At 64.5% G+C, this 20,627-nt stretch carries 26 protein-coding genes, 1 tRNA gene and 1 pseudogene; 27 read left to right on the top strand and 1 reads right to left on the bottom strand.

All coding sequences use genetic code 11. The features are described 5' to 3' along the window. Positions 1–7: 7 nt before the first annotated feature. The 16 genes from murA to tatC all read left to right on the top strand — a co-directional run bounded on the left by murA (position 8) and on the right by tatC (position 11,688). Entirely contained in the window at positions 8–1,357 is a 1,350-nt protein-coding gene (gene murA, locus B7G54_RS32050) for a UDP-N-acetylglucosamine 1-carboxyvinyltransferase (protein WP_085042784.1), read from the top strand. After that, positions 1,354–2,007, top strand: coding sequence for an ATP phosphoribosyltransferase (hisG, locus tag B7G54_RS32045; RefSeq protein WP_069255576.1), 654 nt, complete (start codon positions 1,354–1,356; stop codon positions 2,005–2,007). The genes murA and hisG overlap by 4 nt, the downstream gene beginning before the upstream one ends. Positions 2,008–2,031: 24 nt before the next feature. Beyond that, positions 2,032–3,348, top strand: a complete 1,317-nt coding sequence (gene hisD / locus B7G54_RS32040) for a histidinol dehydrogenase (RefSeq protein WP_085042783.1) — start codon at positions 2,032–2,034, stop codon at positions 3,346–3,348. 140 nt (positions 3,349–3,488) lie between these two features. Then, positions 3,489–4,562: a histidinol-phosphate transaminase gene (gene hisC, locus B7G54_RS32035; RefSeq protein WP_085042782.1), complete on the top strand. Its 1,074-nt coding sequence runs from the start codon at positions 3,489–3,491 to the stop codon at positions 4,560–4,562. Positions 4,563–4,627: 65 nt separating this feature from the next. After that, positions 4,628–5,215 carry an imidazoleglycerol-phosphate dehydratase HisB gene (hisB, locus tag B7G54_RS32030; RefSeq protein ID WP_011350728.1) on the top strand — a complete coding sequence of 196 codons (588 nt, stop codon included), beginning with the start codon at positions 4,628–4,630 and terminating at the stop codon, positions 5,213–5,215. 66 nt (positions 5,216–5,281) lie between these two features. After that, positions 5,282–5,902: a YchE family NAAT transporter gene (locus B7G54_RS32025; protein ID WP_085042781.1), complete on the top strand. Its 621-nt coding sequence runs from the start codon at positions 5,282–5,284 to the stop codon at positions 5,900–5,902. Continuing rightward, a complete protein-coding gene (gene hisH, locus B7G54_RS32020) occupies positions 5,899–6,540 on the top strand; it encodes an imidazole glycerol phosphate synthase subunit HisH (RefSeq protein WP_085042780.1) in 642 nt (213 codons plus the stop codon). Before B7G54_RS32025 ends, hisH begins: the two co-directional genes overlap by 4 nt. Positions 6,541–6,703: 163 nt before the next feature. Further along, entirely contained in the window at positions 6,704–7,459 is a 756-nt protein-coding gene (gene hisA, locus B7G54_RS32015; protein ID WP_085042779.1) for a 1-(5-phosphoribosyl)-5-[(5-phosphoribosylamino)methylideneamino]imidazole-4-carboxamide isomerase, read from the top strand. 106 nt (positions 7,460–7,565) lie between these two features. Beyond that, entirely contained in the window at positions 7,566–8,339 is a 774-nt protein-coding gene (gene hisF, locus B7G54_RS32010; RefSeq protein WP_085042778.1) for an imidazole glycerol phosphate synthase subunit HisF, read from the top strand. Continuing rightward, positions 8,339–8,755 (top strand): phosphoribosyl-AMP cyclohydrolase, encoded by a 417-nt coding sequence (gene hisI / locus B7G54_RS32005; RefSeq protein ID WP_039366640.1) that lies wholly within the window; start codon positions 8,339–8,341, stop codon positions 8,753–8,755. Before hisF ends, hisI begins: the two co-directional genes overlap by 1 nt. Further along, on the top strand, positions 8,752–9,117 hold the full coding sequence (locus tag B7G54_RS32000) for a phosphoribosyl-ATP diphosphatase (RefSeq protein ID WP_085042777.1): 366 nt from the start codon (positions 8,752–8,754) through the stop codon (positions 9,115–9,117). Before hisI ends, B7G54_RS32000 begins: the two co-directional genes overlap by 4 nt. A gap of 69 nt (positions 9,118–9,186) precedes the next feature. Continuing rightward, positions 9,187–9,579, top strand: a complete 393-nt coding sequence (locus B7G54_RS31995; RefSeq protein ID WP_085042776.1) for a DUF4870 family protein — start codon at positions 9,187–9,189, stop codon at positions 9,577–9,579. Positions 9,580–9,610: 31 nt separating this feature from the next. Continuing rightward, on the top strand, positions 9,611–9,976 hold the full coding sequence (locus B7G54_RS31990) for a histidine triad nucleotide-binding protein (protein WP_021161851.1): 366 nt from the start codon (positions 9,611–9,613) through the stop codon (positions 9,974–9,976). Positions 9,977–10,070: 94 nt separating this feature from the next. After that, a complete protein-coding gene (gene tatA / locus B7G54_RS31985; protein ID WP_034183658.1) occupies positions 10,071–10,301 on the top strand; it encodes a Sec-independent protein translocase subunit TatA in 231 nt (76 codons plus the stop codon). 26 nt (positions 10,302–10,327) lie between these two features. After that, positions 10,328–10,858, top strand: a complete 531-nt coding sequence (gene tatB / locus B7G54_RS31980) for a Sec-independent protein translocase protein TatB (RefSeq protein ID WP_085042775.1) — start codon at positions 10,328–10,330, stop codon at positions 10,856–10,858. Between the two features lie 41 nt (positions 10,859–10,899). Then, positions 10,900–11,688, top strand: coding sequence for a twin-arginine translocase subunit TatC (gene tatC / locus B7G54_RS31975; protein WP_085042774.1), 789 nt, complete (start codon positions 10,900–10,902; stop codon positions 11,686–11,688). Positions 11,689–11,887: 199 nt separating this feature from the next. Here tatC and B7G54_RS31970 read toward each other — a convergent pair whose 3' ends face one another. Then, positions 11,888–13,093 (bottom strand): Do family serine endopeptidase, encoded by a 1,206-nt coding sequence (locus B7G54_RS31970; protein ID WP_085042773.1) that lies wholly within the window; start codon positions 13,091–13,093, stop codon positions 11,888–11,890. 21 nt (positions 13,094–13,114) lie between these two features. Here B7G54_RS31970 and B7G54_RS31965 point away from each other — a divergent pair, with 21 nt between their 5' ends. The 11 genes and pseudogenes from B7G54_RS31965 to B7G54_RS31925 form a co-directional block, all read left to right on the top strand. Further along, positions 13,115–13,861, top strand: a complete 747-nt coding sequence (locus B7G54_RS31965) for a Nif3-like dinuclear metal center hexameric protein (RefSeq protein ID WP_085042772.1) — start codon at positions 13,115–13,117, stop codon at positions 13,859–13,861. A gap of 218 nt (positions 13,862–14,079) precedes the next feature. Next, on the top strand, positions 14,080–14,700 hold the full coding sequence (gene petA, locus B7G54_RS31960) for a ubiquinol-cytochrome c reductase iron-sulfur subunit (RefSeq protein WP_039366620.1): 621 nt from the start codon (positions 14,080–14,082) through the stop codon (positions 14,698–14,700). Continuing rightward, positions 14,697–16,079: a cytochrome b gene (locus tag B7G54_RS31955; protein ID WP_106409049.1), complete on the top strand. Its 1,383-nt coding sequence runs from the start codon at positions 14,697–14,699 to the stop codon at positions 16,077–16,079. The genes petA and B7G54_RS31955 overlap by 4 nt, the downstream gene beginning before the upstream one ends. 21 nt (positions 16,080–16,100) lie before the next feature. Then, complete coding sequence (locus B7G54_RS31950; RefSeq protein WP_085042770.1) at positions 16,101–16,859, top strand: cytochrome c1; 759 nt, start codon at positions 16,101–16,103, stop codon at positions 16,857–16,859. Positions 16,860–16,951: 92 nt separating this feature from the next. Further along, positions 16,952–17,563, top strand: a complete 612-nt coding sequence (locus B7G54_RS31945) for a glutathione S-transferase N-terminal domain-containing protein (protein WP_006400565.1) — start codon at positions 16,952–16,954, stop codon at positions 17,561–17,563. Positions 17,564–17,634: 71 nt separating this feature from the next. Beyond that, positions 17,635–18,162: a ClpXP protease specificity-enhancing factor gene (locus B7G54_RS31940; protein WP_085042769.1), complete on the top strand. Its 528-nt coding sequence runs from the start codon at positions 17,635–17,637 to the stop codon at positions 18,160–18,162. Between the two features lie 18 nt (positions 18,163–18,180). Further along, a tRNA-Thr gene (locus B7G54_RS31935) sits at positions 18,181–18,256 on the top strand. Between the two features lie 161 nt (positions 18,257–18,417). Continuing rightward, complete coding sequence (locus B7G54_RS39410; RefSeq protein WP_208864974.1) at positions 18,418–18,582, top strand: hypothetical protein; 165 nt, start codon at positions 18,418–18,420, stop codon at positions 18,580–18,582. Positions 18,583–18,588: 6 nt separating this feature from the next. Next, positions 18,589–19,338 carry a pyridoxal-phosphate dependent enzyme gene (locus B7G54_RS39405; RefSeq protein WP_208864975.1) on the top strand — a complete coding sequence of 250 codons (750 nt, stop codon included), beginning with the start codon at positions 18,589–18,591 and terminating at the stop codon, positions 19,336–19,338. Positions 19,339–19,344: 6 nt separating this feature from the next. Further along, positions 19,345–19,605, top strand: a complete 261-nt coding sequence (locus B7G54_RS39400) for a hypothetical protein (RefSeq protein ID WP_208864973.1) — start codon at positions 19,345–19,347, stop codon at positions 19,603–19,605. Between the two features lie 201 nt (positions 19,606–19,806). After that, a pseudogene (locus B7G54_RS31925) lies at positions 19,807–20,627 on the top strand (virulence factor); the annotation flags it as partial.

Genomic DNA, 20,627 nt, shown 5'->3' with positions numbered 1-20,627 from the left:
TTACTGAGTGCAAGTCACCGTCAACGAGCGCGACGCCGTCCAGAGCGTCGCCACGGCACACCCGGCCGCCAACGGGGAATCGCATGGCCATGGGATGGACAAGCTCGTGATCGAAGGCGGCCGCCGCCTGTCGGGCGAGATCGTCGTGTCGGGCGCGAAGAATGCCGCGCTGCCGATCCTGTGCGCGGGGCTGCTCACCGCCGATCCGGTCGATCTCGACAACGTGCCGAATCTCAAGGATGTGCGCACCACGCTGAAGGTGCTGAACCAGATGGGCGTGAAGAGCGAGACCGACGGCTGCCGCGTGCAGCTCGACGCGTCGCGCGTCGACAACCTCGTCGCGCCGTACGAGCTCGTGAAGACGATGCGCGCCTCGATCCTCGTGCTTGGGCCGCTGCTCGCGCGTTTCGGCGAGGCGAAGGTGTCGCTGCCGGGCGGCTGCGCGATCGGCGCGCGTCCGGTGGACCAGCACATCAAGGGCCTGCAGGCGATGGGCGCCGAGATCAGCATCGAGCACGGTTTCATCGAAGCCCGCGCGAAGCGCCTGAAAGGCGCGCGCATCGTGACCGACATGATCACGGTAACGGGCACGGAAAACCTGCTGATGGCCGCGACGCTCGCCGACGGCGAGACGGTGATCGAAAACGCCGCACGCGAGCCGGAAGTGAGCGATCTCGCACACCTGCTGGTCGAGATGGGCGCGAAAATCGACGGCATCGGCACCGATCGCCTCGTGATCCAGGGCGTCGAGCGGCTGCACGGCGCGCGCCACTCGGTGATCCCCGACCGCATCGAGGCCGGCACGTTCCTGTGCGCGGTCGCGGCGGCGGGCGGCGACGTGATGCTGACGGGCGTGCGCCCGCACATCCTCGACGCGGTGATCGACAAGCTGCGCGAAGCCGGCGTGTCGATCGAGGAAGGCGACAGCTGGCTGCGCGTGAAGATGGACCGCCGGCCGTCGGCGGTGACGATCCGCACGTCGGAATACCCGGCGTTCCCGACCGACATGCAGGCGCAGTTCATGGCCCTCAATACGGTCGCGACGGGCACCGCGCAGGTTGTCGAAACCATTTTCGAGAACCGCTTCATGCACGTGCAGGAGCTGAACCGGCTCGGTGCGAACATCACGATCGACGGCAACACCGCGCTCGTGACGGGTGTCGAGAAACTGTCGGGCGCGAACGTGATGGCGACCGACCTGCGTGCGTCGGCGAGCCTCGTGATCGCCGGGCTGCGTGCCGACGGCGAAACGCTCGTCGACCGCATCTATCACCTGGACCGCGGCTACGACCGCATGGAAGCCAAACTGACCGCCGTCGGCGCGAACGTGCGCCGCCTTTCCGGGAGCCAAGCATGACTGCGCCGCTGACCCTCGCCCTGTCGAAGGGCCGGATTTTCGAGGAAACCCTGCCGCTGCTGGCCGCGGCCGGCGTGCAGGTGACCGAGGATCCCGAAACGTCGCGCAAGCTGATCCTGCCGACGACGAACCCGGACCTGCGCGTGATCATCGTGCGTGCGAGCGACGTGCCGACCTATGTCGAATACGGCGCGGCCGATTTCGGCGTAGCTGGCAAGGACGTGCTGGTCGAGCACGGCGGCTCGGGCCTGTACCAGCCGATCGATCTGAACATTGCGCGCTGCCGGATGTCGGTGGCCGTGTCGGCCGGTTTCGACTATGCGAACGCGGTGCGCCAGGGCGCGCGCCTGCGCGTCGCCACCAAGTACGTCGAAACGGCACGCGAACACTTCGCCGCGAAGGGCGTGCACGTCGACCTGATCAAGCTGTACGGCTCGATGGAGCTCGCGCCGCTGGTCGGGCTGGCCGACGCGATCGTCGACCTCGTCAGCTCGGGCGGCACGCTGAAGGCGAACAATCTGGTCGAGGTCGAGGAGATCATGGCGATCTCGTCGCGCCTCGTCGTGAACCAGGCTGCGCTGAAGTTGAAGCGCACGGCACTCAAGCCGATCCTCGACGCGTTCGAACGCGCGTCGCAGAATGGCGGTTGAGCGCATCACCGTAACGGAACTCCCATGTCCATCACCATCCGCAAGCTCGATTCGACGAGCGAAGGCTTCGGCGCCGAGCTGCGCGCGCTGCTCGCATTCGAGGCGGGCGAAGACGCGGCGATCGAGCAATCGGTCGCGCAGATCCTCGCCGACGTGAAGTCGCGCGGCGACGCCGCGGTGCTCGAGTACACGAACCGCTTCGACCGGCTGAGCGCGAACAGCGTCGCTGCGCTCGAACTGCCGCAGGACGCGCTGCAGACGGCGCTCGACGGCCTCGCGCCGAAGGCGCGCGCGGCGCTGGAAGCGGCTGCTGCACGGGTGCGCGCGTACCACGAGAAGCAGAAGATCGAGTGCGGCACGCATAGCTGGCAATACACGGAAGCGGATGGCACGGTGCTCGGCCAGAAGATCACGCCGCTCGACCGCGTCGGCCTGTACGTGCCGGGCGGCAAGGCCGCGTATCCGTCGTCGGTGCTGATGAACGCGATTCCCGCGCGCGTCGCGGGCGTCGGCGAGATCGTGATGGTCGTGCCGACGCCGGATGGCGTGAAGAACGACCTCGTGCTCGCTGCGGCGCTGCTCGGCGGCGTCGATCGCGTGTTCACGATCGGCGGTGCGCAGGCGGTCGGTGCGCTCGCCTACGGCACGGCGACCGTGCCGGCCGTCGACAAGATCTGCGGCCCCGGCAATGCGTACGTCGCGTCGGCGAAGCGCCGCGTGTTCGGCACGGTCGGCATCGACATGATCGCCGGGCCGTCGGAAATCCTCGTGCTGTGCGACGGCACGACCGATCCGAACTGGGTCGCGATGGACCTGTTCTCGCAGGCCGAGCACGACGAGCTCGCGCAATCGATCCTGCTGTGCCCGGACGGGGCGTTCCTCGAGCGCGTCGAAAAGGCGATCGACGAGTTGCTGCCGTCGATGCCGCGCCGGGACGTGATTCGCGCGTCGCTCGAAGGCCGCGGCGCGCTGATCAAGGTGCGCGACATGGCCGAGGCGTGCCGGATCGCGAACGACATCGCGCCCGAGCACCTGGAAATTTCCGCGCTGGAGCCGCAGCAATGGGGCCAGCAGATCCGCCATGCGGGCGCGATCTTCCTCGGCCGCTACACGAGCGAGAGCCTCGGCGACTACTGCGCGGGCCCGAACCACGTGCTGCCGACGTCGCGCACCGCGCGCTTCTCGTCGCCACTGGGCGTATACGACTTCATCAAGCGCTCGAGCCTGATCGAGGTCAGCGCCGAAGGCGCGCAGACGCTCGGCGAGATCGCCTCCGAGCTCGCGTACGGCGAGGGGCTGCAGGCGCACGCGAAGAGCGCCGAGTTCCGGATGAGGAGCTGACCGCGCGCTGCGCGGGGCCGGCGCGGATGTGCCGGCCCGGCCTGCACCCCGATGGCCGGGGCTGGAGACACCTGTGCAGGGCGGCGGCCGCCGCCTTGCCGATCATTTGACGCCGGCGCGACGCACGCCGGCTTGAGACCATGACGACGCCACAAGACATCATCCGCCGCGACGTGCTCGCGATGACGAGCTACCCGGTGCCGGACGCAAGCGGGTTCGTGAAGCTCGACGCGATGGAGAACCCGTACCCGCTGCCCGAGCCGCTCGCCGCGGCGCTTGGCGAGCGGCTCGCGCAGGTCGCGCTGAACCGCTACCCGGCGCCGCGCCCGGCCGCGCTGCTCGACAAGCTGCGCCACGCGATGGGCGTGCCGGCAGGGTGCGACGTACTGCTCGGCAACGGCTCCGACGAAATCATCAGCATGATGTCGGTGGCCTGCGCGAAGCCGGGCGCGAAGGTGCTCGCGCCGGTGCCGGGCTTCGTGATGTACGAACTGTCCGCGAAGCTCGCGCAGCTCGAATTCGTCGGCGTACCGCTGAAGGCCGACCTGACGCTCGACGTCGACGCGATGCTCGCGGCGATCGCCGAGCATCGTCCGGCGATCGTCTATCTCGCGTACCCGAACAACCCGACCGGCACGCTGTACGACGATGCCGGCATCGAACGGATCGTTGCGGCCGCGCGGCACAGCCTGATCGTGATCGACGAGGCGTACCAGCCGTTCGCCGTTCGCTCGTGGCTGCCGCGCGCCGCCGAATTCGACAACGTCGTCGTGATGCGCACGGTGTCGAAGCTCGGCCTCGCGGGCATCCGCCTCGGCTATCTCGTCGGTTCGCCCGCGTGGCTGACCGAATTCGACAAGGTGCGCCCGCCGTACAACATCAACGTGCTGACCCAGGCGACCGCCGATTTCCTGCTCGACCACCTCGACGTGCTCGACGCGCAGGCGGCGGATCTGCGTGCGGAACGCACGCGTCTCGCACGGGAAGTGGCCGCGCTGCCGGGCACGACGGTGTTCCCGAGCGCCGGCAATTTCCTGCTGGTGCGCGTGCCGGACGCGGCCGCCGTGTTCGACGCGCTGCTCACCGAGCGGGTTTTGGTCAAAAACGTGAGTAAAATGCATCCGTTGCTGGCTGAATGCGTGCGGCTGACCGTCGGTTCTCCCGACGAAAACGCGCGCCTGCTGGCCGCTTTGAAACTCGCGCTGCCCGGTTGAGCCCGCGGGCGCCGCAGCGCGAAACGATCAATCCCCATTTACATCGACTCAGTCAAGGAATTGCCATGCGTGTGGCGGAAGTCGTTCGCAATACCAGCGAAACGCAGATCCGTGTGAAGCTCAATCTCGACGGCACGGGCCAGCAGAAGCTGGCCACCGGCGTGCCGTTCCTCGACCATATGCTCGACCAGATCGCTCGGCACGGTCTGGTCGATCTCGAGGTTGAAGCGCATGGCGATACGCATATCGACGACCACCACACGGTCGAGGATGTCGGCATCACGCTCGGGCAGGCCGTCGCGAAGGCGATCGGCGACCGCAAGGGCATCCGCCGCTATGGCCATTCGTACGTGCCGCTCGACGAGGCGCTGTCGCGCGTCGTGATCGACTTCTCGGGCCGGCCGGGCCTCGAATTCCACGTGCCGTTCACGCGGGCGCGGATCGGCACGTTCGACGTCGACCTGTCGATCGAATTCTTCCGCGGTTTCGTGAACCACGCGGGCGTCACGCTGCACATCGACAACCTGCGCGGGATCAACGCGCACCATCAGCTCGAGACCGTGTTCAAGGCCTTCGGCCGTGCACTGCGCGCGGCGGTGGAGCTGGACGAGCGTGCGGCGGGGCAGATCCCGTCGACGAAGGGCAGCCTCTGAACCTGAACTGACCGGACGGAGCGCCAAGGACAACCTCACGGCTTCGGCGCGCGGCGCCGGCTTGCGATGGATCTGCTCAAATCGTTCATTTCGCTGCTGGCGCTGATCAATCCGGTCGGCGCGGTGCCGTTCTTCCTGAGCCTGACGGCGCAGCAGACGGATGCCGAGCGGCGGCGCACGATCCGGATCGCATCGGTGTCGGTGTTCTGCGTGATCACGGTGACGACGCTGCTCGGGCAGCAGATCATCGACTTCTTCGGCATTTCGGTCGGCTCGCTCGAAGTGGGCGGCGGGATCATCATGCTGCTGATGGCGATCAACATGCTGAACGCGCAGATCGGCAACACGCGATCGACGCCGGAGGAGCGCTACGAAGCCGAGTCGAAGGACAACATCGCGGTCGTGCCGCTGGCGATTCCGCTGCTCACGGGCCCCGGCTCGATCAGCACGGTGATCATCTATGCGGCGAACTCGCATCACTGGTATGAGCGGGCCGGGCTGGTCGCGATCGGCGCGGCCCTGGCTTTTCTGTGTTTCGTCGCGATGCGGCTCGCCGAGCCGATCGCGAACTGGATCGGCCGCACGGGCATCAACATCGCCACGCGGCTGATGGGTCTGATGCTGTCGGCGCTGGCGGTGGAATTCATCGTCAACGGACTGAGGGCGCTACTGCCTGCACTGAGATGAAAACTTCGATTGCGATTGTGGATTATGGGATGGGCAACCTGCGCTCGGTTGCGCAGGCGCTCAAGAAGGCCGAACCGGCTGCCGACGTGGCGATCGTCGACACGCCGGCCGCGATCCGCGCGGCTGACCGTGTCGTGCTGCCCGGCCAGGGCGCGATGCCCGACTGCATGCGCTGCCTCGGCGAATCGGGCCTGCAGGAGGCCGTGATCGAGGCCTCGCGCACGAAGCCGCTGCTCGGCGTGTGCGTCGGCGAGCAGATGCTGTTCGACTGGAGCGCGGAAGGTGACACGAAGGGCCTCGGCCTGTTGCCCGGCAAGGTCGTGCGTTTCGAGCTCGAAGGCCGCCTGCAGGACGACGGCTCGCGCTTCAAGGTGCCGCAGATGGGCTGGAACCGCGTGCGCCAGTCGCAGCCGCACCCGCTGTGGGACGGCGTGCCCGACGACGCGTATTTCTACTTCGTGCACAGCTATTACGTGACGCCGGACAACCCGGCGCATACGGTTGGCGAAACGGCCTACGGCGCGCCGTTTACGTCCGCAGTCGCGCGGGACAACCTCTTCGCGACCCAATTCCACCCCGAGAAAAGCGCGGAGGTCGGGTTGCGTCTGTATCGCAACTTCGTACACTGGAAACCGTGAACGTCGCGTGCGTGCTACAGTCGGCGGGCCGGAAAGGCCTGTCGCACGGGGCTCGCTCGCCGAAGCGCCGAAAGAGTTGTACTAAACTAGCGAGACGGCGCGGTACCGGATTGGCCGGTACGCGCCGGATTCTTTTCATTTTCCACGACGACACCCGATTGCTATGTTGCTGATTCCGGCCATCGATCTCAAAGACGGTCAGTGTGTGCGCCTCAAACAGGGCGATATGGACCAGGCCACGATTTTCTCCGAGGACCCGGCGGCGATGGCCCGCAAGTGGGTCGATCTCGGCGCCCGGCGGCTTCATCTGGTCGACCTGAACGGCGCATTCGCCGGCAAGCCGAAAAACCTCGAGGCCATCGAGGCGATCCTCGACGAAGTCGGCGATGAAATCCCCGTACAGCTCGGCGGCGGCATCCGCAGCCTCGAGACGATCGAGAAGTATCTCGACGCCGGCCTGTCCTACGTGATCATCGGCACGGCGGCCGTGAAGGATCCGGGCTTCCTGCGGGATGCGTGCACCGCGTTCGCGGGCAACATCATCGTCGGGCTGGACGCGAAGGACGGCAAGGTCGCGACCGACGGCTGGAGCAAGCTGACGGGCCACGAAGTGATCGATCTCGCGCTGAAGTTCGAGGACTACGGCGTCGAATCGATCGTCTACACCGACATCGGCCGCGACGGGATGCTGCAAGGCATCAACATCGAGGCGACCGTGAAGCTCGCGCAGGCGGTCGGCATTCCGGTGATCGCCAGCGGCGGCCTGTCGAACCTCTCGGACATCGATAGCCTGTGCGAAGTGGAAGAGCACGGCGTCGAAGGCGTGATCTGCGGCCGTGCGATCTACTCCGGCGATCTCGATTTCGCGGCCGCGCAAAAGCGCGCGGACGAACTGAACGGCGAACTCGACAACGCGTAAGCGCGGTTGTCCCGCTCGCCGGGGCTGCCTGCGGGCAGCCCCGACCGGAAGCCTCGCGCGAGGCTTTCGTAACCGGCCGTCCCATCGCGGCCTTTGGCGCAACATCATGGCTCTAGCTAAACGCATCATCCCCTGCCTGGACGTGACTGCCGGGCGTGTCGTCAAGGGCGTCAATTTCGTCGAGCTGCGCGACGCCGGCGACCCCGTCGAGATTGCCCGCCGCTATGACGACCAGGGTGCCGACGAACTGACGTTCCTCGACATCACCGCGACCTCCGACCAGCGCGACCTGATCCTGCCGATCATCGAAGCCGTCGCGTCGCAGGTGTTTATTCCGCTGACCGTCGGCGGCGGCGTGCGCGCCGTCGAGGACGTGCGGCGCCTGCTGAACGCGGGCGCGGACAAGGTCAGCATGAATTCGTCGGCGGTCGCGAACCCGCAGCTCGTGCGCGACGCGGCCGACAAGTACGGCTCGCAGTGCATCGTCGTCGCGATCGACGCGAAGCGCGTGTCGGCCGATGGCGAGGCGCCGCGCTGGGAAGTCTTCACGCACGGCGGCCGCAAGAACACGGGCCTCGACGCGATCGAATGGGCACGCAAGATGGCCGAGCTCGGCGCGGGCGAGATCCTGCTCACGAGCATGGACCGCGACGGCACCAAGTCGGGCTTCGACCTCGCGCTCACGCGCGGCGTGTCGGACGCGGTGCCGGTGCCGGTGATCGCATCGGGCGGCGTCGGCTGCCTGCAGGATCTCGCGGACGGCATCAAGGACGGCCGCGCCGACGCGGTGCTGGCCGCGAGCATCTTCCACTACGGCGAGCACACGGTCGGCGAGGCGAAGCGCTTCATGGCCGACCAGGGCATCCCGGTGAGGCTGTGATGAATACGGAAACGAATGCATTGCCCGCGTGGCTCGACAAGGTCCGCTGGGACGACAACGGCCTCGTGCCGGTGATCGCGCAGGAAGCGTCGACGAACGACGTGCTGATGTTCGCGTGGATGAACCGCGAGGCGCTGGCGAAGACGATCGAGACGCAGCGTGCGGTCTATTATTCGCGCTCGCGCAAGCGCCTGTGGTTCAAGGGCGAGGAGTCGGGCCACGTGCAGCACGTGCATGAGGTGCGGCTCGACTGCGACGAGGACGTCGTGCTGCTGAAGGTCGAGCAGGTGTCGGGCATCGCGTGCCACACCGGCCGGCATTCGTGCTTCTTCCAGAAATTCGAGGGCACCGTCGACAGCGGCGACTGGGTCGCGGTCGAACCGGTGCTGAAAGATCCCGAACACATCTACAAATGACGCAATCGACCGAAGACACGCTGCTGCGCCTCGCGGCCGTGATCGATAGCCGCAAGGGCGGCGACCCCGATCAATCGTACGTATCGCGCCTGTTCCACAAGGGCGACGACGCCGTGCTGAAGAAGATCGGCGAAGAGGCGACGGAAGTCGTGCTGGCTGCGAAGGACGTGCGCCAGGGCGGCGCGCCGACCGCGCTCGTCGGCGAGGTGGCCGATCTGTGGTTCCACTGCCTCGTGATGCTGTCGCATTTCGACCTGAGCCCGGCCGACGTGATCGCCGAGCTCGAGCGCCGCGAAGGACAGTCGGGCATCGAAGAGAAGGCCCTGCGCAAGGTTCGCGAGCGCGAGGAAAACGGCGGGTGACAGGCCCTTGTCGCGAGATGGCCACAGTGCGGTAAGCTGTAAGAATTGTCATCTAACGGGGGTAGCATCATGACCGATACGCCAAGCCAGTTTCCGCCGCCGTCGGTGCCGGGGGGCGCGGACGCCGAACGCCTGAACGGGCTGCGCACGCTGACTCACGTGCTCTACGGCCTCTATGCGTTTCATTGGCTGACGGGCGGCGTCACGGGCATCATCGCGATCATCATCAACTACGTGAAGCGCGACGATGTGGCTGGCACGCCGTATGCCGCCCACTTCGAGTGGCAGATCCGCACGTTCTGGCGCGCGCTGATCGCGTACGTGATCGGGTTCGCGCTGATGTTCGTGGTGATCGGATTTGCAGTGATGTTTGTCACATGGATCTGGACGCTGTACCGTATCATCAAGGGTTGGCTGTACCTGAACGACAACAAGCCGCTCGATCCGCAGGCCTGGTTCTGACCGGCCGCGCGCGGGCGTCTGCAGGAGCAACATGAGTCACGATCCGAATTGCCTGTTCTGCAAGATCGCGGCAGGCGAGATCCCGAGCACGAAGGTGCACGAGGACGACGAATTCGTCGCGTTCCGCGACATCCGCCCGGCGGCCGAGACGCACGTGCTCGTGATTCCGCGCCAGCATCTGCCGACGCTGTCGGCGGCGAGCGAGGCCGATGCGCCGATGCTCGGCCGGCTGATGCTCCTCGTCTCGCGTCTCGCCGGCCAGCTCGGCGTCGCGTATACGGGTGGCGAAACCGGTTTCCGTACTGTAATCAACACAGGTCCGGGAGGCGGGCAGGAGGTCTACCACCTGCACGCGCATATCCTGGCCGGCCCGCGCCCCTGGCAGCGGATGGGTTGACGGCGCGGGGCGTTATCCCCGCATCGATAGTCGAAGCCGGCGCGTTGCCGGCGATTTGCGCCGCGTCGCGGTGTGGTTGAGGAGAGGTTTCATCATGGGTGGATTGAGCATTTGGCACTGGCTGATCGTGCTGCTGATCGTCGCGCTGGTTTTCGGTACGAAGAAGCTGCGCAACATCGGCAACGATCTCGGCAGCGCGGTGAAGGGTTTCAAGGACGGCATGAAGGAAGGTGAAACGCCGGCTGACGCGCAGCAACTGCCGCGCTCGGGCTCGGTCGACGTCAACGCGAAGGAAACGACGCGTTCCGACTCGAACAAGGCGTAACGCCGGCACGCTGACAGGCATTCGCGATGCTGGATCTTGGTCTTTCGAAGATGGCGCTGATCGGCGTCGTCGCGCTCGTGGTGCTCGGCCCCGAGCGCCTGCCGCGCGTCGCGCGTACGGCAGGCGCACTGTTCGGCCGTGCGCAGCGGTACATCAACGACGTGAAGGCCGAGGTCTCGCGCGAAATCGAGCTCGACGCGCTGCGGACGATGAAAACCGATTTCGAATCGGCCGCGCGCAATGTCGAGACGACGATTCACGACAACCTGCGTGAGCACGAGAAGGAACTGAACGACACATGGCATTCCGCAGTCGGTGGTCTTGACGAAGCGGCGGGCGGTGCCGGTTCGTACGGTTCCGACACGTCTGCCGCGCCGTCGTGGCGCGGCGGTGCGGCTGCGCTCGCGCCGAAGCGCCGCAACTGGCGCGTCAAGCAGGCGGCTGCGCCTGTCTGGTACAAGCGCGCGACCACCCGCCGCACACACGTGCAGTCGGGCGCCGCGCGTGTCGCGCGCCACCAGCCGGCCAGCCTGCGCCGGCCGACGCGCTTCTTCTGAGTCGAGCGCATGCTCGCTCGTCAATCCTACCGAGGGCCGGCGTGAGCGACCCCCAGCAGACCCCGGGCGACGCCCCGGAAGAAACCTTCATTTCCCATCTCGTCGAGCTTCGCGATCGCATCATTCGCGCGGGGGCGGCCGTGATCGTCGTGTTCCTCGGGCTCGTCTACTGGGCGCCCGACATCTTCCGGCTGCTCGCGCGGCCGCTGATGGAGAACCTGCCGAAGGACGGCAAGATGATCGTCACCGACGTCACCGGCTCGTTCTTCGTGCCGATGAAGGTCACGATGCTCGTCGCGCTCGTGATTGCGCTGCCGATCGTGCTGTACCAGATCTGGGCGTTCGTTGCGCCGGGGCTGTACCAGCACGAGAAGAAGCTCGTCGCACCGCTCGTCGGCAGCAGCTACCTCCTGTTCCTGTGCGGGATGGCGTTCGCGTACTTCCTCGTGTTCCCGACGATCTTCCGCGTGATGGCGCACTACAACGCGCCACTCGGAGCGGAAATGACGACCGACATCGACAACTACCTGAGCTTCGTGCTCGGGATGTTCATCGCGTTCGGGGTCACGTTCGAGGTGCCGATCGTCGTCGTGCTGCTCGTCCGGATGGGCGTGCTGTCGCTGAAGAAGCTGAAGGAGATGCGGCCGTACGTGATCGTCGGCGCGTTCGTCGTCGCGGCGGTCGTCACGCCGCCGGACGTGTTCTCGCAACTGATGCTCGCGCTGCCGCTGGTCGTGCTGTTCGAGATCGGGCTGCTGGCCGCGCGGTTCTTCGTGCCGAAGAAGCCGGCCGAAGAGGGCGAGGCGGAGAACGGCGAAGCCGCCAGTTGACGGCAGCGCGCCGGGGCGGTGCGCGGCGGCCGGCGCTCCGGCCGGATCTGAGCGGCGCGGTGGCGTAGCCGGTCGGAAAGCGGGTGGTGAGCCGCCTTCCCGGCAACGAAGGGCTTCGATGCATAGCAAAAGGGCAGCCAACCGGCTGCCCTTTTTCGTTCCCGACGGTATTCGGCATGCGGCGGGGCGCCGCCGGACGTCATTCGGTATCGCTGTCCTGTTCGTCGAGCGTCTGCTTCGGCGGCGGCGGGCGCTTGCCGATCACGACGTTCATGTCGAACTCCTTGCCCTTGCGCACGACGTGCACCTTGGTCGGCGTGCCCGGCTTGATCTGCGCGACGGTGTTCAGCAGCTTCGTCGTGTCGGTGATCTCGTCGCCGTTGACCGAGACGAGGATGTCGCCCGGCTTGATGCCGGCCTTGTCGGCCGGGCCGCCCTGCAGCACGCCGGCGACGATCGCCCCCGATTTCTGCGACAGCCCGAACGACTCGGCGATCTCCGGCGTGACGTCCTGCGGCTCGACGCCGATCCAGCCGCGCGTGACCGAGCCCGTCGTGATGATGCTTTCGAGCACCGTGCGCGCGGTCGACACGGGAATCGCGAAGCCGATACCGAGCGAGCCACCCGAGCGCGAGTAGATCGCCGTATTGATGCCGAGCAGGTTGCCGTTCACGTCGACCAGCGCGCCGCCCGAGTTGCCGGGGTTGATCGGTGCGTCGGTCTGGATGAAGTTCTCGAACGTGTTGATGCCGAGGTGGTTGCGGCCGAGCGCGCTGATGATCCCCATCGTGACGGTCTGGCCGACGCCGAACGGGTTGCCGATCGCGAGCACGACGTCGCCGACCCGCGACTGGTCGGAGCGGCCGAGCGTGATCGTCGGCAGGTTCGTCATGTTGATCTTCAGCACGGCGAGATCGGTTTCGGGATCGCTGCCGATTACTTTCGCGGTGGCCGTGCGGCCGTCGGCGAGCGCGACTTCGATCTGGTCGGCGCCGTCCACGACGTGCTGGTTCGTTAGAATGTAACCTTCAGGGCTCACGATAACGCCCGAGCCAAGGTTGGCGGCCGGTTCGTCCTGCTGCTTGCGGGCGTTGCGGTCGCCGAAGAAGTAGCGGAACAGCGGATCTTTCGCGCGCGGGTCGGGCGGCAGCGAGCCGTCCTTGCTGGAGAACACGTTGACGACGGCCGGCATCGCCTTCTGCGCGGCTTCGGCGTACGACGTGGTCGCCGGCGCGCCGCCGATGCCCGGCGCGACTTCCCGCAGTGCAACGATCGGCGTGGCGAGCTGCTTGCCGAGCTGTCCTTGCCGTTGCAGCCATTGCGGCTTGAGCGTCACGACGATGAACATCAGCGCGAGCAGTACGGTAACCGCCTGCGCGAAGAACAGCCAGAAGCGTCTAAGCATCTGAATGGATTAGAGGTTTATATGGATCGGATCGAACTTGAATTGTACTTGAACAATACCCTTGAAACCGCGCGCTTCAAGGACTATTGCCCGAACGGCCTCCAGGTCGAGGGGCGCCGCAAGATCGTGAAGATCGCCACCGGCGTGACGGCGTCGGTCGCGTTTCTCGAAGCCGCGCTCGAATGGGGGGCGGATGCCGTGCTCGTCCATCACGGCTATTTCTGGCGCAACGAGCCGCCACAGATCACGGGCCGCAAGTACCAGCGTCTGAAGCTGCTGCTCGCGAACGACCTGAACCTGTTCGCGTTCCACCTGCCGCTCGACGCGCATCCCGAGTTCGGCAACAACGCGCAGCTCGGCGAGCGGCTCGGGCTGATCGGCGAGCAGCGTTTCGGCGAAGGCGACCTCGGCTGGATGGCGACGCTGCCGATGCCCGTCACGCTCGAGCACTTCGTGGCGAAGGTCGAGCGCACGCTCGGCCGCACGCCGCTCGTGCTCGGCGATTCGGACATGCAGCTGCGCCGCATCGCGTGGTGCACGGGCGCCGCGCAGAGCTATTTCGACGCGGCGATCGACGCCGGCGCGGACGTGTTCCTGACCGGCGAGGTGTCCGAATACGTGACGCACACGGCCGCCGAGAGCGGCGTCGCGTTCGTTGCGGCAGGGCACCATGCGACCGAACGTTACGGAATTCAGGCACTTGGCGCCCACTTGTCCGAAGAATTCGATATCGAACACCTTTTTATCGATATCCATAACCCGGTCTGAATGCCGGATTTGCGGCATCGCATCGAAATTTATCAATGTAGCAAACGCTTAAAAGTGAAATGATTTAATCGCTCCGATAGTGGGGGAAAACCCTTAACTATCAATCACTTCGAAGGGATTTTCATCTCCGGGCCTTGTAAATGACGACTCCATTCGAGCAAACTAGCGGCGGAATGGAAAGTCGTGACGGAAAATCCAACTCAGAAGTGGGGCGTGTGATGCGAGACAAGGAAGAGAAACGCGTCGACAGCGGCCGCCGTACCTGGCTGATTGCGACATCCGTAGCAGGTGGCGTAGGAGGCGTAGCCACCGTCATACCTTTCGCGGCGTCGCTTGCGCCGTCGGCGAAAGCGAAAGCGGCCGGTGCACCGGTCGAAGTCGACATCAGCGGCCTGAAGCCCGGTGAGATGGTCACCGTGCCGTGGCGCGGCAAGCCGGTGTGGATCCTGAACCGTACCGACGCGATGCTGGCCGATGTGGTCAAGGCCGACAAGGAAGTGGCCGATCCGACCACCGAAAAGCCCTATACGATGCCGTTGCCCGCATATTGCGCGAACGAATATCGTGCGCGGGCCGATCGCAAGAACATTCTCGTCGTGATGGCCGTCTGTACGCACCTCGGCTGCACGCCAAGCCAACGCTTCACGCCGGGTCCGCAGCCGAACCTGCCGGACGACTGGCCGGGCGGTTTCCTCTGCCCGTGCCATGGTTCGACCTACGACCTCGCCGGCCGTGTGTTCAAGAACAAACCGGCGCCTCAGAATCTCGACATCCCGCCCTACATGTTCACGTCGGCAACGACCCTCGTGATCGGCAAGGACGAGAAAGGAGAAGCGTGATGGCCGACAACAAGGAAGTCTCCACGACAGGTCTCACCGGCTGGATCGATCAGCGCTTCCCGCTCACGTCCACCTGGAAGAAGCACGTTTCCGAGTACTACGCGCCGAAGAACTTCAACTTCTGGTACTTCTTCGGCTCCCTCGCGCTGCTGGTGCTCGTCAACCAGATCGTCACGGGCATCTTCCTGACGATGAACTACAAGCCCGATTCGACGCTCGCGTTCGCGTCGGTCGAGTACATCATGCGCGAGGTGCCGTGGGGCTGGCTGATCCGCTACATGCACTCGACGGGCGCGTCGATGTTCTTCGTGGTCGTCTACCTGCACATGTTCCGCGGGCTGCTCTACGGGTCGTACCGCAAGCCGCGCGAACTCGTGTGGATCTTCGGCTGCGCGATCTTCCTGTGCCTGATGGCCGAGGCGTTCTTCGGCTACCTGCTGCCGTGGGGCCAGATGTCGTTCTGGGGCGCGCAGGTGATCGTGAACCTGTTCTCGGCGATCCCGTTCGTCGGCCCCGACCTGTCGCTGTGGATTCGCGGCGACTATGTCGTGTCGGACGTCACGCTGAACCGCTTCTTCGCCTTCCACGTGATCGCGATTCCGCTCGTGCTGGTCGGCCTCGTGATCGCGCACCTCGTCGCGCTGCACGAAGTGGGGTCGAACAACCCGGACGGCATCGAGATCAAGGCGAAGAAGGACGAGAACGGCATTCCGCTCGACGGCATCCCGTTCCACCCGTACTACTCGGTGCACGATTTCCTCGGCGTGTGCGGGTTCCTGATGGTGTTCGCGCTGATCGTGTTCTTCTCGCCGGAGATGGGCGGCTACTTCCTCGAGGCGAACAACTTCGTCCCGGCGAACCCGCTGCAGACCCCGCCCGAGATCGCGCCGGTCTGGTACTTCACCGCGTTCTACGCGATGCTGCGCGCGACCACCGACCCGTTCAAGATCGTGTTGATGATCGTGATCGTGCTGCTTGGCGTGCTCGCGCTGGTCCGTGCGCGCGGCAAGTGGAAGATCGGCCTGCCGGTGCTGGCCGCGGCGATCGTCGTGTTCATGTACCTGACGGAGTCGAAGTTCTGGGGCGTCGTCGTGATGGGCTCGGCGGTGATTACGCTGTTCTTCCTGCCGTGGCTCGACCGCAGCCCGGTGAAGTCGATCCGCTACCGGCCGCTGTTCCACAAGGTGTTCCTCGGGATCTTCGTCTTGGCGTTCCTGACCCTGGCGTTCCTCGGCACGCGGCCGCCGTCGCCTGTTGCGACGCTGATTGCGCAGGGCTGCGCGCTGATCTACTTCGCGTTCTTCCTCGGCATGCCCGTCTGGACGCCGCTTGGCACGTTCAAGCAGCCGCCGGAGCGGGTGCGCTTCAAGCCCCATTAACGTGAGCGAGGAGAGAACGACATGAAGAAACTGCTTTCGACACTCGCGCTGATCGGGGCGACCGCGTGTGCGCTGCTGGTGGCGCCGGCGGTTCGGGCGGAAGGTAATTTTCCGCTCGACCGGGCGCCCGATAACACGGAAAATCTCGTTTCGCTTCAGCACGGCGCGCAATTGTTTGTAAACTATTGCCTGAACTGCCACAGCGCGAACCTGATGCGCTACAACCGTCTGACGGATCTGGGCATATCCCAGAAGGAGATCGAAACGAATCTCCTGTTCACGACCGACAAGGTCGGGAACACGATGTCCGTCGCGATGCGGCCCGAAGACGCGAAGAACTGGCTCGGCACCTCGCCGCCCGACCTGTCGGTCGAGGAGCGTGCGCGCGGCCGCGACTGGCTGTATACATATCTGCGGAGCTTCTACCGCGACGATACGCGGCCGAGCGGCTGGAACAACGCGGTGTTCGAGAACGTCGGGATGCCCCATGTCCTGTGGCAGCTGCAGGGGCAGCGCACCGCCAAATTCGAAGACAAGACGGACGAGGAGACGGGCGAGAAGGTCCATACGCTCGTCGGCTTCCAGCAGGTCACGCCGGGGACACTGTCCGCGGTGGATTATGATGCTGCGGTTGCCGACCTGGTGGCGTACATGACCTGGATGTCCGAGCCGGCTCAGCAGACCCGCAAACGCCTCGGCGTATGGGTGCTGATCTTTCTCGGTGTCCTGACTTTCCTGGCCTGGCGGCTGAATGCCGCATACTGGAAAGATATCAAGTAATCACGCCTGACCGGCGTGGGGCCGGCGCAAGGTGGAACCCAGGAAGGGGGACGCCGCGTGCCGGCCCTCGGCTTTTTTGAGGAAACGCAAACATGATGGTTCTGTATTCCGGCACAACTTGCCCGTTCTCCCAGCGTTGCCGGCTGGTGCTGTTCGAGAAGGGCATGGACTTCGAAATCCGTGACGTCGATCTGTTCAACAAGCCGGAAGACATTTCGGTGATGAACCCGTACGGTCAGGTGCCGATCCTGGTCGAGCGCGACCTGATCCTGTACGAATCGAACATCATCAACGAGTACATCGACGAGCGCTTCCCGCATCCGCAACTGATGCCGGCCGACCCCGTCCAGCGCGCACGTGCACGCCTGTTCCTGCTCAACTTCGAGAAGGAGCTGTTCGTCCACGTCAGCACGCTCGAGAACGAGAAGGGCAAGGCAGCGGAGAAGAATCACGAGAAGGCACGCCTCGCGATTCGCGATCGCCTGACGCAGCTCGCGCCGATCTTCGTGAAGAACAAGTACATGCTCGGCGAGGAATTCTCGATGCTCGACGTGGCGATCGCGCCGCTGCTGTGGCGTCTGGATCACTACGGCATCGAGCTGTCGAAGAACGCGGCGCCGCTGATGAAGTACGCCGAGCGGATCTTCAGCCGTCCGGCCTATATCGAAGCACTGACGCCGTCCGAAAAGGTCATGCGTCGTTGATGATGCAATGAGGGCATGACGGAGAGGGCGGCGCGGCGTGCCGCGCCCCCGCTCCGGGTTCGAGGATTGTGATGCAAGAGATTTCAACGAAGCCTTATCTGCTGCGCGCGCTGTACGAGTGGTGCACCGATAACGGTTACACGCCGCATATCGCGGTGAGGGTCGACAACTCGACGCGCGTGCCGCGTCAGTTCGTGCGTGACGGCGAGATCGTGCTCAACATCAGCTTCGAGGCGACGAGCCAGTTGCAGATGGGCAACGAGTGGATCGAGTTCACGGCCCGGTTCTCCGGGAAGGCGCACAAGATCGAGATTCCGGTGGCCAACGTGCTCGCGATCTATGCGCGCGAGAACGGGCAGGGCATGGCGTTCCAGGTCGATGCGGTTGCGGGTGAAGGCGCGGATTCGGGTGCGTTCGACGAGGATGCAGTGCAGGCCGATGATGCGCAGCGCGACGAGTCGCCGGCTGCGTTGACGCCGGTTGCCGACAGCGGCGCGAACGAGGAGCCTTCCGAAGGCGCCGACGAACCGCCGAAAACCGACGGCGATGGCGACGGTTCAAAAGGTGGCAGCAGACCTCGCCTCAAGATCGTGAAATGAGGTAGAATCTCGCGCTACGCCGGCTTAGCTCATCTGGTAGAGCAGTTGATTTGTAATCATCAGGTGGCGGGTTCGAGTCCTGCAGCCGGCACCATATTGAACGAAGGGCCGGGAGATTTTGTCTCCCGGCCCTTTGTCATTTCGGCGTTCACTTTCCCGGCTCGCGGGTTGTCGCTTGTTCCGTGCGGCGACATGTAGCCCGGTCTATCGTTTCGGCATCGATCGATCCGCCGAGCGAATCTCCGTAGCAAGAACATGCAAGCTCCGCTTCGGCGCACTGGCGACAGTAGATCGCTCACGATCAATGCCCGCCCGAACCAGGAAGCCATCATCAGCGAAGTGTTCGATTCCTCCGCCGCCGCCATCGGTGCGACGCCCCTCGTTCGTCTCGACCGGCTGACGAAAGCGCACGGCCTCTAAGACACCATTCTCGCGAAGCACGATTACCTGAATCCCGGATTCTCGAAAAAGGATCGTGCGGCGCACGGCATCATCGATGAAGCCGAACGTAGCGGCGCACTGCAGACCGTGCAGACCGTGGTCGCGCTGAGGTCGGGCAACATGGGCACCGGCCTCGCGATCATCAGTGGCGTGACGGGCTATCCGTTCGTCGCGGTGAAGTCGAAGGGCAACTCCGACGAGCGCGCCGGGATGATGCGTGCGTTGGGCGCGGAAGTCGTGCCGGTCGATCAGTTGCCGGACTCTGTTTCCGGACAGGTGTCGGGCGGCGATCTAGAACTCGTCGACCGCGAAGCGCAGCTCATCGTTGCCGAACGCGGCGTGTTTCGCGCCGATCAGTTTCACCGCGATGGCAACTGGCTCGAATTCTACCGGACGACCGGGCCGGAAATCTGGGCGGCGAGCGACGGCTGCATCGATGGGGGCGTCGATTTCACCGGATCGGCCGGCACCTTTGCCGGTGTCATCAAGGTGCTCAAGGAACGGAATTCCGCGATTCGTTGTTGTGTCGTCGAGCCGGTCGGTGCGGCGCCGCTCGCCGGGCAACCGGTTACGCGACCCGAGCATCCGATCCAGGGTGGCGGCAATTCGGTCGGTGATCTTCCGTTTCTGACCGGTGTGTATGTCGGGCTGTCTGCAAGTCGCGGGGTGACGAAGCGCTGTGGGTCACACGCGAACTCGCGCGGGAGGAAGGGATCTTCGGCGGTCTATCGTTAGGCGAACGTGGCTGCGGCACTGCAGTTGCTGGCCGGTCAGCTGCGCGGCAAGACGATCGCCGCGGTGATCTGCGATTCAGGATTGACGTTTCTGTCGACGGATCTTGGGGAACGGTTGATTGCGTGCAGAGGGGGCTACCGGCCTCGCGAGCGTCAGCTGCTGTACCTGGACGTCACATTTCGAAACAAAGGGCGACGCGATGTTCGCGTCTCCCTTTGTTTTATTCAGGTTGTCGTTGCTTGCGACGCGTCCGACAACTTGCATTGATTGTGTGGGCACCGGTGTTTTCTGATGCTCGTTTTCGAATTCTTTGTTTGGCGTCAGTGAGATTTTTCTAATGACCGAGCAGGGACATTCCGGCTGATCTCGATCTCGCTCCGTAGATTGATTGTCACGATGGGTATCATGTGCGGATCATGTGTTATTGCTGGCCATGAATTTCGTGACGAATTGAGTGCGGGAGATTGGGTGAATCGATTGTCTATAGAGTCATTCCTGGGCACGCTTCTGGCGTTTGTTGCTTTCACCATCATGATGGTGACGCCTGGGCAGGCGGCTACCGTGACGCAGAAAGATGCCGCCACGTTGAATGCGAGCGAAAGTACACCGCCGTTCCTCGCGCAAGTTGTCGGGCTGGAGTGGTTGAATCCGTTGCAGCGGCGCGACTATCCAACGCAATGGCAGGTTCTCTGGACAATGGGGCTTGCCAAACCCAACAAGAACGATGACATGGTCCGTACAGATCCGAAGTCGTTCACGACACTTCAGTCAGTTGCTGGGGTAGCTTATGGCAATCAAGGAACTGAAACGTTCAAAGGCTTCTATCAGAAATACGTCAGTAAGCTGCTTGGGTTGTTCGGCGATCGCTATGTGATGAACGCCAAGTATTTCTACACGGTCAAGTCCAGGAATAAAGATGACTGGCGTGAGTTGGCAGGCATGCGTGTCGAGTTTGCCATCCCGCAGCGACTCGATCCGGTGGAGGCAAAGACATTCCTCCAAAGCGAATTCGTCGACAACTACGAGATTGGAAATCCGTCAGCCAAAGATCTCTGGAGTCGTGATACCCCGCCCGACGTCCACGTTAACCAGGGCGGCGCAAACGCCGGCTTCACGTCGCTGAACCGCGCGCTGGATTACCTGCAAGCGAACCCCGACAAAAGCGCCTGGGTGATGAACTGGGACGCGCCGAGCTTTCCGCCGAAGGACGCGCAGATCAACGAGAACATGGTGGTGCTGTTTCTCGTCGGGCCGAACTTCAAGACGGAGCGTGAACCGTTGGCGTGGAT

The organism is Burkholderia puraquae (genome assembly GCF_002099195.1).
In the GTDB taxonomy this organism is placed as follows: Bacteria; Pseudomonadota; Gammaproteobacteria; order Burkholderiales; family Burkholderiaceae; genus Burkholderia; species Burkholderia puraquae.
Note: the sequence above shows the minus strand (reverse complement) of the source record. Positions and strands in the feature narration are given on the sequence as shown.